General features: G+C 69.7%; 14 protein-coding genes and 1 pseudogene. 8 read left to right on the top strand and 7 right to left on the bottom strand.

What is annotated here, in order from left to right; translation table 11 throughout:
* The first annotated feature begins 300 nt into the window (after positions 1-300).
* The 6 genes from HUT19_RS01600 (at position 301) to HUT19_RS01575 (ending at position 6275) form a co-directional block, all read left to right on the top strand.
* Positions 301-1212, top strand: a complete 912-nt coding sequence (locus HUT19_RS01600; protein ID WP_176178713.1) for a LysR family transcriptional regulator — start codon at positions 301-303, stop codon at positions 1210-1212.
* 144 nt (positions 1213-1356) lie between these two features.
* Entirely contained in the window at positions 1357-2523 is a 1167-nt protein-coding gene (locus tag HUT19_RS01595) for a CaiB/BaiF CoA-transferase family protein (RefSeq protein WP_176186352.1), read from the top strand.
* 42 nt (positions 2524-2565) lie between these two features.
* On the top strand, positions 2566-3336 hold the full coding sequence (locus HUT19_RS01590) for a crotonase/enoyl-CoA hydratase family protein (protein ID WP_176178712.1): 771 nt from the start codon (positions 2566-2568) through the stop codon (positions 3334-3336).
* 19 nt (positions 3337-3355) lie between these two features.
* Positions 3356-4108 (top strand): acetoacetate decarboxylase, encoded by a 753-nt coding sequence (locus HUT19_RS01585; protein ID WP_176178711.1) that lies wholly within the window; start codon positions 3356-3358, stop codon positions 4106-4108.
* A complete protein-coding gene (locus HUT19_RS01580) occupies positions 4108-5064 on the top strand; it encodes a 3-hydroxyacyl-CoA dehydrogenase NAD-binding domain-containing protein (RefSeq protein WP_176178710.1) in 957 nt (318 codons plus the stop codon). Before HUT19_RS01585 ends, HUT19_RS01580 begins: the two co-directional genes overlap by 1 nt.
* Positions 5061-6275, top strand: a complete 1215-nt coding sequence (locus HUT19_RS01575) for an acyl-CoA dehydrogenase family protein (RefSeq protein WP_176178709.1) — start codon at positions 5061-5063, stop codon at positions 6273-6275. The genes HUT19_RS01580 and HUT19_RS01575 overlap by 4 nt, the downstream gene beginning before the upstream one ends.
* Here the strand turns inward: HUT19_RS01575 and HUT19_RS01570 are convergent.
* Together HUT19_RS01570 and HUT19_RS01565 are read right to left on the bottom strand one after the other, a co-directional pair.
* Positions 6250-6732: a hypothetical protein gene (locus HUT19_RS01570; RefSeq protein ID WP_176178708.1), complete on the bottom strand. Its 483-nt coding sequence runs from the start codon at positions 6730-6732 to the stop codon at positions 6250-6252. The two genes, HUT19_RS01575 and HUT19_RS01570, sit on opposite strands and share 26 nt — an antisense overlap.
* A gap of 641 nt (positions 6733-7373) precedes the next feature.
* On the bottom strand, positions 7374-8036 hold the full coding sequence (locus tag HUT19_RS01565; protein ID WP_176178707.1) for a lysophospholipid acyltransferase family protein: 663 nt from the start codon (positions 8034-8036) through the stop codon (positions 7374-7376).
* Between the two features lie 78 nt (positions 8037-8114).
* Here HUT19_RS01565 and HUT19_RS01560 point away from each other — a divergent pair, with 78 nt between their 5' ends.
* Positions 8115-8465 carry a hypothetical protein gene (locus tag HUT19_RS01560; RefSeq protein ID WP_176178706.1) on the top strand — a complete coding sequence of 117 codons (351 nt, stop codon included), beginning with the start codon at positions 8115-8117 and terminating at the stop codon, positions 8463-8465.
* Positions 8466-8573: 108 nt separating this feature from the next.
* Here HUT19_RS01560 and HUT19_RS01555 read toward each other — a convergent pair whose 3' ends face one another.
* Both HUT19_RS01555 and HUT19_RS42605 read right to left on the bottom strand, forming a co-directional pair.
* Positions 8574-9254: a CBS domain-containing protein gene (locus HUT19_RS01555; RefSeq protein WP_176178705.1), complete on the bottom strand. Its 681-nt coding sequence runs from the start codon at positions 9252-9254 to the stop codon at positions 8574-8576.
* A gap of 199 nt (positions 9255-9453) precedes the next feature.
* Positions 9454-9690, bottom strand: a pseudogene (locus HUT19_RS42605) (DUF1876 domain-containing protein); the annotation flags it as partial.
* A 703-nt stretch (positions 9691-10393) separates the two neighbouring features.
* Here HUT19_RS42605 and HUT19_RS01545 point away from each other — a divergent pair.
* Positions 10394-11014 (top strand): CBS domain-containing protein, encoded by a 621-nt coding sequence (locus tag HUT19_RS01545; protein WP_254885368.1) that lies wholly within the window; start codon positions 10394-10396, stop codon positions 11012-11014.
* Between the two features lie 236 nt (positions 11015-11250).
* On the opposite strand, the gene HUT19_RS01540 is transcribed toward HUT19_RS01545, so the two are convergent.
* The 3 genes from HUT19_RS01540 to HUT19_RS01530 form a co-directional block, all read right to left on the bottom strand.
* Positions 11251-11484, bottom strand: coding sequence for a DUF1918 domain-containing protein (locus tag HUT19_RS01540; protein WP_176178702.1), 234 nt, complete (start codon positions 11482-11484; stop codon positions 11251-11253).
* Between the two features lie 220 nt (positions 11485-11704).
* The gene (locus HUT19_RS01535) at positions 11705-12322 is read right to left on the bottom strand and encodes a V-type ATP synthase subunit D (protein WP_176178701.1); all 618 of its coding nucleotides are present in this window, start codon (positions 12320-12322) and stop codon (positions 11705-11707) included.
* Positions 12319-13737: a V-type ATP synthase subunit B gene (locus HUT19_RS01530; protein ID WP_176178700.1), complete on the bottom strand. Its 1419-nt coding sequence runs from the start codon at positions 13735-13737 to the stop codon at positions 12319-12321. The genes HUT19_RS01535 and HUT19_RS01530 overlap by 4 nt, the downstream gene beginning before the upstream one ends.
* Between the last annotated feature and the right edge of the window lie 41 nt (positions 13738-13778).

Below are 13778 nucleotides of genomic sequence, written 5' to 3'. Positions count from 1 at the left end.
ACGGGCGGGGCGCTAAGTCTTGACCTGGCGTCAAGGCCTAAGCTCTGACCTGGCGTCAAGGTCAAGGGCGGGGCCCCGAGCCGACCGGGTGCGTGTCACCCACGCACTGAACTGGCCGGCCTGGCGCAGACGCCACCAGGCCGTGGCCTGCCGCCTCCACTACCGACGAAGAACCGGCTCAGGCGCGGTTCCGTATGTCATCGGCGGGTGGATGACCACAGGATCGCCGACGGCCCGGTGGGAGGCTGCCGGCCGCTCTCCTTCCGCCGGGTGCTCCGTACCGCGAGGTAGATTGAGGGTGTGGACATCCTGCACCTGCGGTACTTTGTGGCCGTCGCGGAAGAGCTCAACTTCTCGCGGGCGGCGCGCAGGCTGCACATGGCGACCTCCCCACTGAGCCAGCGGATCAAGGATCTTGAGCGTGAACTGGGCCAGGTACTGTTCGAGCGCACGACCCACCGGGTCGAGCTGACGTCCGCGGGTACGGCTCTCTTGCCGATGGCCCGCGAGGTGCTCGACAGCGTCAACTCGATTCCCTGGCGGCTGAGCGAGGCCGTCCGGCTACGGCGCGGCACGGCGCTGATCGGGATGCCCGCCGGAGTGCACCCGGATCTGCGTGAGCGGGTCCGGCTGCTCGAAGAGGCCTGCAGCGAGACCTTCGAGCTGCGACGCTGGCCCGGCACATCCGCGGATCTGGTCACCGGCGTGCGCGACGGCAGGCTCGCGCTCGCGCTGGCGCGGCTGCCGGTCGCCGACCCGGCGCTGGAGATCATCGAGGTGATGAGGGAGCGGCTCGGTGCCGCTGTCCCCGCCGACCGGTTCGCCGGCCGGTCGGCGATCACTCTGGACGAGCTGAAGGATCTGCCCTACGCGGCTACGCCCCATGACGCGCTGCCCGCCTATTTCCAGGAAATCGACGCCCGGCTCAATCACGCCGGAATCAAGAAGAGAATACGCATCAATACCGCGGACTATTCCGGCTCCGCCGAATTGATTTCCAGCGGCCTCGCATTCTCGATGACGATGCTCTCCGCCGAGAGTCCGATGAACCGGTACCGCCTGGACAACGTGCTCGTCCTGCCCGTCGAGGACTTTCAACCTTCTCTGGTGACCGGCCTGTTGTTCCGTAAGGACAGGGCGGTGGAGGGGGCCGACCTGGCGGATCTCGCCAGGCGCGCCCGGGCTGTCTTCGGTTACCCGATTTCCGTTTAAGAAGATCAAGAACCGTTTGGCTTGCCCTATGGAATCGGCATGACCGCTGTGGTCATGCCGTTGTTCGTCACATGATCATTCCATATTCATGTATCTGCCACTAACTTCGGTTGAGGAAAAAGATGGCACGAGACAGGAGTGATGATGGACATCGCGGCGCGGAACGCGGCCGGACCCCTGGACGGGGTGCGCGTGATCGATCTGTCGACAGTGGTGATGGGCCCGTACGCGGCACAGATCCTGGGGGACCTCGGCGCGGATGTGATCAAGATCGAGTCACAGGCCGACAGCGTACGGGTGGGCCCGTACCGCCACACCCCGGGGATGACGCCCCTCACCCTCAGTGTGAACCGCAACAAGCGCAGCGTGGCGCTGAACCTCAAGCGGGAGGACGATCGCGAGCGGGCGCTGGAGCTCATCGAGACGGCCGATGTTCTGATCACCAATGTGCGTCCAGGCGCGCTGGCTCGCCTCGGCCTTGACTACGAGCGGGTCGCCGCACGCAACCCGCGCATCGTCTACGCCCACGGGCAGGGTTTCCGCAGCGACTCCGACCGGGCGGGCAACGCCGCCTACGACGAGACCGTCCAGGCGGCCTCCGGCCTGGTGGACATCACGAACCGGGCGCTGGGAACCCCCGCCTATATCCCGACGATCCTCGCCGACAAGGTCGCAGCCCTCACCATCGTCTACTCGGCACTCGCCGCACTGGTGCACCGCGAACACGCGGGGACCGGACAGTACATCGAGATCCCGATGGCCGACACCCTCCTGGCCTTCAACCTCGTCGAGCACCTGTCCGGCCACGCCTTCGAGCCCCCCGCCGGACCGACCGGCTTCCCTCTCTCGCTGACCGAGGGGCACCGCGCGGTATCCACCAAGGACGGGCTCGCCTGCGTCATGCCGTACACCTCGCGGAACTTCCGGGACTTCTTCGCCGCGGCGGGACGCCCCGATCTCGTCGAGGACCCACGCGTGACCGGCGATGCCATCCGCGATGTCGACGTCCCTTCGCTGGTGGCGCTCATCGAGGAGTGCGCGCCGGCCCTGACCACCGAGGAGTGGGAGGGAGTCTGCGCCGAGCACAGCATCCCCATGGCGCCGGTGCTGGAGTTGGACCGGGCGGGCGAGGACCCGTACGTGAGGGAGGGACATCTGCTCGAGGTGGTGGACCACCCGAGCGAGGGCGCCACCCGCTCGATCGGCATCCCCGTGCGCTTCTCCGTGACCCCCGGCTCGGTCCGGCGGCTCGCCCCGCTGCCGGGCGAGCACACCGACGAGGTCTTCCAGGAACTCGCCGAGAGCCACTGAGCACGCCATCACTCGTAGAGAAACGGCACAAGGACGTACGCCATGAACACCACCCCTGAGGTGCGGACCGAGAGAATCGGTTCCACTCTGCTCATCACCATCGACCGGCCGAAGGCACGCAACGCGGTCAACGCGGCCGTCGCCGGCGGACTCGCCGGCGCCATCGACACCTTGGAAGGTGACAAGGATCTGCGCACCGGCGTACTGACCGGCGCGCAGGGCACCTTCAGCGCCGGAATGGACCTCAAGGCCGCGCTGGCCGGGGAGTCGCCGGAGATCCCGGGACGGGGATTCGGCGGGCTGACCCAGGCCGCGACCACCAAGCCGCTGATCGCCGCGGTGGAAGGCTGGGCACTGGGCGGCGGTTTCGAACTGGCGCTCAGCTGCGACCTCATTGTGACGGCCGCCGACGCCACCTTCGGCCTGCCTGAGGTCACCCGCGGCCTGGTCGCGGCCGGCGGCGGTGCGATCCGCCTGCCCAAGCGGATCCCGTACCACCTCGCGATGGAACTCCTGCTGACCGGTGCGCCGATCACCGGCGAGCGAGCCGGCCAACTCGGCGTCGCCAACCGTGTGGTGGCCCCGGGCGAAGCCGTCAAGACGGCCCTGCGGCTCGCCGAACGGCTCGCCGCGAACGCCCCTCTCGCTCTCGCCGCCGTCAAGCGGATCGCACGCGCTGCCGACGGCGTTCCCGAGCCGGACGCCTTCCGCGCCCAGGAATGGGAGATGGCCGCCCTGAAGTCGACCGCCGATGTCCGCGAAGGCATGACGGCCTTCGCCGAGCGCCGCGCCCCGCGCTGGCAGGGCGAGTAGAGCCCGGAGAGAACAGATCATGAAGGAAGCAGACGTCGTCCGGCACATCGCGACCCCGCTGGTCAACCCGGCCTATGCACCGGTCGTGCCACGCTTCACCAACCGCGAATACCTCAACATCGTGTACCGCACCGACACCGACGCACTGCGGGCGGTGGTGCCTCAGCCGCTGGAGATCGGCGAACCGCTGGTGCGCTTCGAGGTCATGCGGATGGGCGATGTGACCGGGTACGGGCCGTACACCGAGTGCGGGCAGGCGATCCGGGTCCGCTACAACGGCGAGTGGGGCGAGTATCTCCACGCGATGTACCTGGACAACTTCCCGGCCACCGCCTCCGGCCGCGAAGCGGGCGCGTATCCGAAGACCGTCGGACTGCCCGGCCTCTATGTGGACCACGGCGCTCTCGTCGGTGTCCTGGATTACGGCACCCTGCAGGTGGCGACCGCGACGATGGGCTACAAGCACTACGAAATGGATCCCGAGGACGCCGCGCGACAGATCACCGTGCCGACGTATCTCCTCAAGCTGGTCCCGGGGTTCGACGGTACCCCGCAGGTGGCACAGCTGGTCCGCACCGAGATCAGTGACATCGAGGTGAAGGGCGCCTGGACCGGCCCCGCGCGGCTGCAGCTGTTCGAGCATGTGCTCGCCCCGTTGGCCGATCTGCCCGTACGCGAAGTCGTCTCGGCGAGCCACATCGTCACCGACCTGACCCTGGCCCCGGCCACCCCGGTCCACGACTACCTGCGACAGCAGAAGGAAGACATGTGATGAGCAAGCCATTCACCACCGCCGCCGTGATCGGTGCCGGGACCATCGGGCTGTCCTGGACCGCGCTGTTCGCAGGCCATGGCATGCGGGTGCGGGTCACCGACCCGCGTCCGGACCTCGCCGAGGCGGTTGAGGCGGCACTGACCGCCTGCGCCCCCCAACTGGCCGAACAGGGCCTGGACATACGCGACATCGCCAACCGGGTCCAGCTGGCCTCCGATGTCACCGAGGCGGTGCGGGACGCCGATGTCGTCCAGGAGAACGGACCGGAGAACATCGGCTTCAAGCAGGAGCTGTTCGCCACTCTGGTCCGCGAGGCCCCGGCGCACGCGCTGCTGCTGAGCTCGTCCTCGGCCATCCCCGCCACGGCCTTCTCCGGTGAGCTCGACGACGCGAGCCGCGTGCTCATCGGCCATCCCTTCAACCCGCCGCACCTGGTGCCGCTCGTGGAAGTGGTGCCCGGCGAGCACACCAGCGAGGAGTCCGTTGCGCGGGCGGTGGAGTTCTACCGCTCCGTGGGCCGTACCCCCGTGGTGGAACGCAAGGAGATCCCCGGCTTTGTCGGCAACCGCCTGCAGAACGCGCTGAGCCGTGAGGCCATCTATCTGGTCGAACAGGGCGTGGTCGGCCCCGCCGAACTGGACACTGTGGTGACGAACTCGCTCGGCCTGCGCTGGTCCACGGTGGGCCCGTTCCTCGGCGCACACCTGGGCGGAGGCCCCGGCGGCTACCGGCACATGGATGAGCACATCGGCGTGTCGATGAAGCGCATGTGGGATGCGCTCGGACAGCCCGACCAGGGTCCGGAAGAGACCGAACGGCTCATCACGGCCGTGGAGAAGGCATACGGCCACCGCTCCTACTCCGAACTCACCCAGGAGCGCGACCACAAGCAGACCGCCGTGCTGGCCGCACTGCACGCCACCGGCAACACCACTGAGGAGAACCAGCGATGACCACCACCCTGCCGGTCGAGGAGAAGCACTTCCAAGCCGCGCTCACCGCCGACTTCTACGGCTACGAGAACCTGCTGCCCGAGGAGGAGCGCAAGCTGCTCCTCAAGGCCAGGGACGTGGTGCGCAGCGAGGTGAAGCCGCTGGTCAACGAGTATTGGGCCAAGGGGGAGTTCCCCCGCGAACTGGTGGACATCTTCCGCGGCCTGGGGCTCGCGGGGCTGCCCTACGAGGGCTACGGCGACCCGCTGCCCGCGGCGAGCAACCTACTGGTCGGCATGGTCTCCATGGAGTGCACCCGCACCGACGCCTCCTCCGCCACCTTCTTCGGCGTACACAGCGGGCTGGCCATGTACAGCATCTACCGGGGCGGCGACCAGCGGCAGCGGGACCGCTGGCTGCCCGCGATGGCCGCGATGGACACGATCGGCGCCTTCGCGATGACCGAACCCCTCGGCGGCTCCGACGTGGCTGGCGGTATGCGCACCACCGCACGCTGGGACGGCGAGAACTGGGTTCTCAACGGCGCCAAGAGGTGGATCGGCAATGCCACCTTCGCCGACCTGGTCGTGGTCTGGGCCCGTGACGAGGCCGACGACCAGGTCAAGGGCTTTGTGGTGGAGAAGGGCACCCCGGGCTTCTCCCCGGTCAAGATCGAAAACAAGATCGCGTTCCGGATCGTGGAGAACGCCGAGATCACCCTGACCGATGTCAGGGTGCCGGAGGCCAACCGGCTGCAGGAGATCAACTACTTCCGGGACGTCGCTGAGATCCTCCGCGCCACCCGCAGCGGCGTGGCGTGGCAGGCCCTGGGTGTGATGATCGGCGCCTATGAGCTGGCGCTGGACTACGCCAAGGAACGCAGGCAGTTCGGCCGGCCGATCGCCCGGTTCCAGATGGTCCAGGATCTGCTGGTCAAGAGCCTCGGCAACATCACAGCCTCCTGGGGCATGCTGGTGCAGCTGGCCCGTCTGCAGGACGCCGGGATCTTCCGCGACGAGCACTCCGCGCTGGCCAAGGCGTTCGTGACCTCGCGGATGCGTGAGGTCGTGGCATGGAGCCGGGAGATCTTCGGAGGCAACGGCATCGTGCTGGACTACGACATCGCACGGTTCTTCGCCGACGCCGAGGCGATCTACTCCTTCGAGGGAACCCGCGAGATGAACACGCTCATCGTGGGCAAGGCGATCACCGGCAAGAGCGCCTTCGTCTGAGGCCGTGGGTGAACCACCGGGTGCGCCGGGCCCTCCTCGGGGCCGCCCGGCGCAGCACGGTCGCCCGGTGCCAGCGGCAGATGGCGAAGGCCGGCCGCAACTCGAAGCTGGTGTCCTCCAGCAGCTCTCCGTACGTCTCGACGGTCTGCTGGATGCGGTGGTGGACGGTGAGCAGGTCGGCGGTGGCGGCGCAGCTGCGGTTGGTGGCGAGGAAGACGCGCAGGGTCTCGCGCGGCGACTGCCGCCGGAGGCCGTCGACGACCAGGCCGTCGAATGTGTCGGCGACGAGATCCGCCGGCCCCGCGGGGCCGTCGGCCAGCAGGGCCAGGGGCGCCACACCGGCGAAGGACACCACGCGCGGCGCGTCCTGCCCTGCCGCCGGAGTCGGGGCCGTGCACGAGCGCAGCCGTGAGGGATAACCGGGCCTGGCGGCCGGGCTGTTCGCCGTCACCAACATCGACGACATCCTGCTGCCCGCGCTGTTCTTCGCCCAGGGAGCCGGGCACCCCGGTTCCACCCGGGGTGTCGTGCCCGGTCAGTAACGCGGACTCCTCGCGAACCTCGCCGTGGCCGTCGCCACTGGCTTCGGCGGGTACCTGGGCCTGCTCCCGCTCGGCCTGGGCCTCAAGCAGGCATGGCAGCACCGCGGGGAGGACGGCGAGGTCCACTCCAGGACCGCCACTCCCACCAGCTCCGAGCCGGCCGCGGAAGCCATCGGCCAAGCAGTCACCGATGGACGAGTCGGCGACACCGGCTCCGCCCGCCGGAAACCTCTGGTGGAACGCCGGTCAGTCGCAGAACCGGCAGCGGGCACCTGGCCGCGATCGGCGTCGGTCGGCGCCGATTCATCGACCCCCAACGGTGAAGCCACTCGCAAGGCGCGCTCCATCTGCGCTCGACGCCCGACTCGGGTGCCATGGCCGCGGAGAATCCTTGTTCCAGCGTCGCCCTGATGGAACGGGTCCCAGGAGGACACTGTTCCGGCGCGCATCAGGCCCAGGTGGCGCTCTTCGCAGGGTCGTCCGTCAAGGGTGGCCGACCGCCCAGCCCATGGGCGGTCGGCCACATGCGCAACGGTTGAAGCGGGTCGGCCAAGGTTCAGGATGCGACGGGGACCGGCTCGCCGAGCTGTCGGGCAGCGACGTACCAGGCCCGGGTCAGTGCCCTGCGGGCCAGGGCAAGGGCCTGGCCCTGTTCGCTGCCGAGGAACAGCGGCGCACCGACGTGCACGTGCAGTTCCGGGCGGCACAGTGGAGCGGTGACCAGCCTGACCAGTTGTTCGACGGGGCTGCCTGACGCCAGCGCGCGTGCTCCGGCCTGACCGAGGGGCACGACCTGGGCGCCGGTCGACCGCGCGAGGTGGAAGAGGCCCGGATGCAGGGCCCGGGGCGGGGCTTCACAAGTGCCCTTGCGGTGCGGGAGCCCGCCTTCCGGGTAGAGCAGGACGGACCGGCCCGCGGCCAGTGCGGCCTGGGCATCCTCCAGGGCTTGCGCGGCTCGCGGGTCGTGACGGTGAACCGGGATGTTCCCTTCCCGGGTGAGGACACGGCCGAGCAGGGGGATGCGCCACAGCCCCGCGGCTGCCAGGACGATGGGTTCGGTACCGAGGCGGCGCAGCGCTGCGAGGACGATCGCAGGATCGCTGAGGGAGGTGTGGTTGGCGATGATGATACTGCCTGCGGACGGTGGGGCACCCGTCTCCGTGGTGACTTTCAGATGGCCGAAGACGGGCACCACGACGCCTGCGAGGCGACTGAGCACGGCACCACCCCCAGGGCGACGACAACCAGTAGTGGGCGCTTGGCGCTGCCGCGGCGGCGAACGCTTCGTGATCACCTTATGCCGCACGCGGCTGCCGACGGCGGCATCGTGGTCGGAGTACGCGCCGAGCGGGATGCCGATGCAGTGCGGTTCGCCCTGGAAAGCGGCCGCGGCACGGCGCCGTTACGCCTGGTGTGTGCCGGGCACCCGCTCTCGGAAGCGGGGCTCAAGGGTGACCGAGGTGAACGGGACGGGGGAGCAGGAACGCGCGGCACGCGCACGCCGTCAACCGTGCCGCCCGGCCCATTGCCGCCCCCACCGCCCGGCGATACCGAAGCGGTTCGGGATCTCATCGACAACGATCGGCGTGGGCCGATGGTCATCCAGCGTGAACAGGGCCTGGGCGGTGTCCTCCAGCCGAGCCAGTGACTTTGCGGTGCTGTGCCCTCGTACCGGGCGAGATCGTCGCCGCGTCGGCGCAGGGTCGGCCCGAGTCGCCCAGCTCTACTGTGCCCTCCTCACCGGGACACGAGCCGGTCACCCGGCTGATCGGAACGTCGGCCTGCCCTGGGTGTCGTCCATGCGGTAGGTGAGCTTGTCGACGACGTCGACCACACCGTCCACGCCGCGGGTGAGCCGCACCGCGACGGGGACGGCACTGCGCTGTTCCAGCGCTCCGGACAGGACGACAACACCGTCGGACACGTCGATGGTGAAGTGTGCCGGGTCCGCCCACAGCACACGCATGAAGACATCGCGCAGGATCTCCTCACGGATCTCGTCGTCCGACCGGAGATAGCGTCGCAGCAGGTCGCGCCGGGAGACGATGCCGACAAGGCGTTCCCTGTCGTCCACCACGGGCAGGCGTTTGAGCCCCCGGCGAGCCATGGTCCGGGCGGCTTCGGCGACGTTCGCCTCAGCGGGTACGGTGACCGCGGGCGCGGTCATGAGGGCCCGAGCCGTGAGCCCCCGTGCCTTGCGCGCTTTCTTCCGTGACCCGCGGCGGAGACCCAGCAGCCCGGTCGGACGGGCACCAGGCGCCTTGTCCAACAGATCAGCCTCCGACACGACACCGGCCAGGCCGCCCTCGTCGTCCAGGACCGGCAGTGCGCTGAACCGTCGTTCCTCGAGGATGCGCACGATCTCCTTGTAGGGCGTATGCAGGCGTACGGCCGCCACGTCCTGCGTCATCACGTCCCGCACTCGCGAGTCGGCCATGGGGGACACCTCCCGAGTCGTTCGGTCTCCGGTCAAGGCCTCATTCGATTTCAGGCTAAGCATCCCGGTCGTGATCGAGGCAAGAGCGGAGGGCTCCGGCTGCCACGTCGCGACGACCGGGAGCACGGGGGAGGGCGTGGTGGGCTGACCGGTCATGCGGGCCATTCCCATGCCGTCCGGGCCCGGGCACCGGGGGGCGTCCGATTCCCTCGATATCGTGCTCCGCGGCGACCAGCAGTTGCTCACCCAGATCGTGCAGCGCCCTCCCCGCCGCCAGCTCATCCCCGATCTCGGGCACGTCAGGGTCCTCTGGATGGCATCGGGCGGCCCCGTGGCCGGTGAGCGATGTGTCGTTGGTGTCGAGCACCACGCGTGCCTTCGTGGTTCCTTCGTCCTCGAAGAGGTGGAGGTGGATTTTCCATTCCACGGTGTGCATCGTCCGGTCCTCACATAGTGGCTGTGTGCGGCATCGCTCAGTGAGCGCTCGGACCCACTGGGTTCGGTGTCCAACCGTGCGGACCTCCGGTGACCCAGCAGATGGAGGAGAGCGGTCGAGCCGGGGAGACCACTCCCACTACGACCGCGTGGGTGGTGACCGCCAGTGATCCAGCCGGTGGCCCCTCGCGGTGGACAGCTGAACGGGCGCCGGGTGAGTCGCAGCGCTGAGAGGTCAGCGTCTGAATCTCCTGGACTCGTCCCAAAGATCTCCCTTCCAGGATCGGACATGTACGGGCCCCGTCACAGGGCCGAAGGGACCACGGCGATGGCTGAACCGCCCTGCCCCGGGATTCCTTGGGCGAGGTCCGTCGGCGCGCGGTGCCTCGCGGCGGGAACGTCCGAGGGATGCGACACTGGGCCCATGGGCGACCGGCCGCGTTCGTGGGGAGGTTGCCATGAGCGACTTCGAACGTCACACTCCGGGGAATCCGGGGAAGCAGGCCCGTGGTGCGGTGCCCGCGCGTCCCCCGGCATCGGGAGCGGAAGGGCGTGAGGACAGGCTGAGGCGTTACCTCGGCGCCGTGGCCGCTGCCTCGTCGAGTGTGGTCGAACGAGCACGGGCCGAGCCTGAGAGGACCAGGCCCGAACGCTACGAGCGAAGGAGCCGGAGGCGTTCGAGACCGCCGCGGGTAGGTGACGTGATGCAGGCGCCCGCCGTGTCGGTGCCGGACGATACGCCGTTCTTCGATGTCGCCCACACGCTGTCGCACGAGCACCTGAGCGCCGTTCCGGTGGTCGATGCGGGGAGGCACGTCATCGGTGTGGTGTCCGAGTCCGATCTGCTGGCCAAAGCCGCCGTGATGGCGGCCACCACGCGTCGGCCCGGCCCGCTCGGAAAGCTCAGGCAGCGCCGCTTGTACGCCAAGAGCCAGGGCGAGACGGCGGCCGCGCTCATGACGTATCCCGCGGTCACTGTGCGTCCGGCGGACACGGTGGCAGAGGCCGCCTGGATCGCCGCGCGCTCCCGGCTCAAGCGGCTGCCTGTTACCGACCCCCAGGATCGGCTCGTCGGCGTGGTGACGCGGGCAGGGCTGCTGCGGGCGCTCGTCCGCGACGACGCCGAGCTTCGCGGGGAGATCGAATCCCGGGTCCTGAGGGAGGAATACCACCTCGATCCGGGCACCGTCGACGTGTCGGTGGAGGGTGGTGTCGTGACCGTGGAGGGCCGCGTGGACGTCGCGCTCGTCCCCCGGCTGCTCGAATCGATCCGGGCGATCGAAGACGTCGACGACGTGGTCGATCACCTCACGGGGGTCACCTGACCCGGTTGGACACCGGGCCGGTTGCGGCCGGCGCGGGGCCGCCGGGGAGCTTCCGGGCCGCCGGACGGGCAGAGGCGACGCGTCCGTGCTGACGCAGCTTTCGTGACCCCGTGCGTGGTGGGGCTACGGCTCGATGTCCAGCACGTCGTGGACCGGCCGTCGGGGGGTGTGCGTCGACGGGGCGGCCGTGGCGTCCCGCACCAGAGCCATGAGCCCATCGGACAGGGTTCGAACGCTCAGGGACGTCCGGGGGCCGTAGGGCGCGGAGGTCTTTCCGACGGATGCCCGATGTGGTGAACGTGAGCGTCCGGGCCGGGGAACACAAGGGTGATCCGCTCGGAATCCGACCATCGCACATCGTAGGGAGGCGTTCCGTCGTCATGGTGGAGCCCGACGATCTCACCGTCCCGCCTGGCCGCGCCGGTGGTCGGGCTTTCGATGATCAGTTGGTCACCGACATGGGCACGCATCACTCATCCCGCCTTTCCGGCTTCCTTCCGCCTTTCTCCACCATGTCACAGCGGGTGAGCGCTGTCCCGGGTGCGAACGGCCGGTCCGATCGGCCGTGAGGCCCCTGCGAGCTGCGACGCTTGGCAACCGGAGGCTGCCGGGGTCGTAGGAGGAAGGAGGCAGCAGACGCATCACGGTCACGGCCTGGTGGGGCACCACGCTGACCGCGGCGGAGTCAGATCAACCCCGTCTCCCGGCAGCCCAGTGACGGCGTACGTGGTCCTCGTGTTCGCCCTCTTCGAGGGCCAGGTTGATCCGGGCGAGCGTCTCTTCCAGCCGGGGTATCCAATGGCGCCGCAGGGCACGGACCCGCCGGCGGGTGCGGGCAACCTCCGCTCCGACGATCCGGGCGGCATGCCGCGCGACGGCGTACTCGGCGCCGGCCAGCAGCACCTGACGGTAGGCGGTCTCGGCGTGCACCAGGGCGGTGTTGCCGGGCGTGGCCACGTCGGGGGAGCGGTCGGGGATGCGGCATGAGGGGAGCGCGGGGTGGCGCACCCCCACCGTTGACTCCTCACGCCAGGTGAAGTCCGCGGCGCCAGCACCTTCCGCCGCCGCCTCCAGGGCGTGCTCGCCACCCAGGAAGAGCCCTCTCAGCAGCCACGTCTCGGCATCCCTTACCCGCTGCCGCCATGCGTGCGCACCGGCCTCCTCGGCCCGCAGCAGCGCCTCGTGCCGCGCCCGCAGGATGCGCAGTTTCCGCTCCAGGAGCTCCGCGCCGCGCAACGCGACCTCCAGGCTGTGCCGAACACGAAGCCGGCCGGCGCGGGAGGGTGGGGGGCCGGATGCGGTGGTCATGGCTCCGCCCCGTCCCGCTTGCCATCGCCGTCCGGTTCCGCCCGGGCGCCGTGTGCGTCCAGCAATGCTGCGGGCAGCATGGTGAGCTCACCGCGGGGGAGGGTGAGCAGAACCTGCCAGGCGGCGTCCAGCGTCCGGTCCAGGGGGCGTGCCTCGTCGTGCCGCTGATGCAGGAAATCGCGCAGAAACGCCTCGTCGAAGGAGAGGTAGCGGCGGTCGGTCGGGCTCAGGGCCGCCTCGCCCATCAGGTCCGACAGCTCCCGGACCTGCCTGGCCCGGGCGAGCGCGGCCAGCGTCTGGGCCGCGAGATCCAAGTGGTCGGGCCGGGTGCGCCCTGGACCGGCTCCCTTGCGCATCAGGCGGGAGAGTGACGACAGGGCGTCCACCGGCGGATACACCCCCCGGGCGTGCACCTGGCGGGAGAGCACGATCTGGCCCTCGGTGATGTAACCGGTCAGGTCCGGGACCGGATGGGTGATGTCGCCCGCGGGCATGGTGAGGACGGGCAGGACCGTGACCGAGCCCGCCCGGCCGCGGATCCGGCCGCAACGCTCGTAGAGCGAGGCCAGGTCGCTGTAGAGGTACCCGGGATAGGCACGACGTGCCGGGACCTCGCCCCGGGCCGCGGAGACCTCGCGCAGCGCTTCGGCGTAAGCGGTCATGTCGGTCATCACCACCAGCACGTGGCGGCCGCCGGAGAAGGCGAGGTGTTCGGCCACGGTGAGCGCGACGCGCGGGGTCAGGGTGCGTTCGATCACGGGATCGTCGGCGGTGTTGAGCAGCAGCACCAGTTCACCCGCGGCCGAACGCTCCTCCAACACGTCCCGTACCGAAGCGGCGTCCGGATGGGTCAGGCCCATGCCGGCGAAGACGACGCTGAACGCCTCGCCACCGGCGGTGGCCTGCGCGGCGATCTGGGCGGCGAGTTCCAGATGTGGCAGCCCGGCCGCGGAGAACACCGGCAGTTTCTGTCCGCGGACCAGCGTCGTCAAGGCGTCGACGGCGCTGACGCCGGTGAGGATCGGATCGGACGGGGGCTCCCGCCGGACCGGGTTGATCGGCGTTCCGCTCACCGCCGCGCTGGTCTCGCCGAACACCGGCGGCCCGCCGTCGACGGGCTCGCCGCGGCCGTTGCACACCCGGCCCAGCCAGCCCGGGCCGACCGGGATGCGCAGCGGTTTCCCGGCGAAGGACACGCGCAGGTGTGCCGGGTCCATTCCGGTGGTGTCCTCCAGCACCTGCACCACGGCGAGTTCGCGGTCGACCTCCAGTACCAGGCCGTAGCGCCGCTCGCCCGAGTTCAGGGTGATCCGTACGAACTCGTCCCACCCCACCCCGGACACGCCTCGCACGACGGCGAGCGGGCCGCGCAGTTCCTGTACGGCCGTGTACTCGACTTCGCCCCATGTGGTCACGGCGCCTCGCCGCCCGCCCCGCCGGGGACGGTCGGGAGTTG

This window comes from Streptomyces sp. NA02950 (assembly GCF_013364155.1).
In the GTDB taxonomy this organism is placed as follows: domain Bacteria; phylum Actinomycetota; class Actinomycetes; order Streptomycetales; family Streptomycetaceae; genus Streptomyces.
The sequence above is the reverse complement of the archived record's forward strand: the minus strand, read 5'-3'. Positions and strand labels throughout refer to the sequence as shown.

What these genes read in the sequence shown, in the direction of transcription:
- HUT19_RS01580 (WP_176178710.1), top strand. Translation starts at nt 4,108, where the DNA reads ATGAGCAAGCCATTCACCACCGCCGCCGTGATCGGTGCCGGGACCATC.
- HUT19_RS01545 (WP_254885368.1), top strand. Translation starts at nt 10,394, where the DNA reads ATGCAGGCGCCCGCCGTGTCGGTGCCGGACGATACGCCGTTCTTCGAT.
- HUT19_RS01555 (WP_176178705.1), bottom strand. Translation starts at nt 9,254, where the DNA reads ATGGCCGACTCGCGAGTGCGGGACGTGATGACGCAGGACGTGGCGGCC.
- HUT19_RS01535 (WP_176178701.1), bottom strand. Translation starts at nt 12,322, where the DNA reads ATGACCACCGCATCCGGCCCCCCACCCTCCCGCGCCGGCCGGCTTCGT.
- HUT19_RS01570 (WP_176178708.1), bottom strand. Translation starts at nt 6,732, where the DNA reads ATGTTGGTGACGGCGAACAGCCCGGCCGCCAGGCCCGGTTATCCCTCA.
- HUT19_RS01595 (WP_176186352.1), top strand. Translation starts at nt 1,357, where the DNA reads ATGGACATCGCGGCGCGGAACGCGGCCGGACCCCTGGACGGGGTGCGC.
- HUT19_RS01540 (WP_176178702.1), bottom strand. Translation starts at nt 11,484, where the DNA reads ATGCGTGCCCATGTCGGTGACCAACTGATCATCGAAAGCCCGACCACC.
- HUT19_RS01575 (WP_176178709.1), top strand. Translation starts at nt 5,061, where the DNA reads ATGACCACCACCCTGCCGGTCGAGGAGAAGCACTTCCAAGCCGCGCTC.
- HUT19_RS01585 (WP_176178711.1), top strand. Translation starts at nt 3,356, where the DNA reads ATGAAGGAAGCAGACGTCGTCCGGCACATCGCGACCCCGCTGGTCAAC.
- HUT19_RS01590 (WP_176178712.1), top strand. Translation starts at nt 2,566, where the DNA reads ATGAACACCACCCCTGAGGTGCGGACCGAGAGAATCGGTTCCACTCTG.
- HUT19_RS01560 (WP_176178706.1), top strand. Translation starts at nt 8,115, where the DNA reads ATGCCGCACGCGGCTGCCGACGGCGGCATCGTGGTCGGAGTACGCGCC.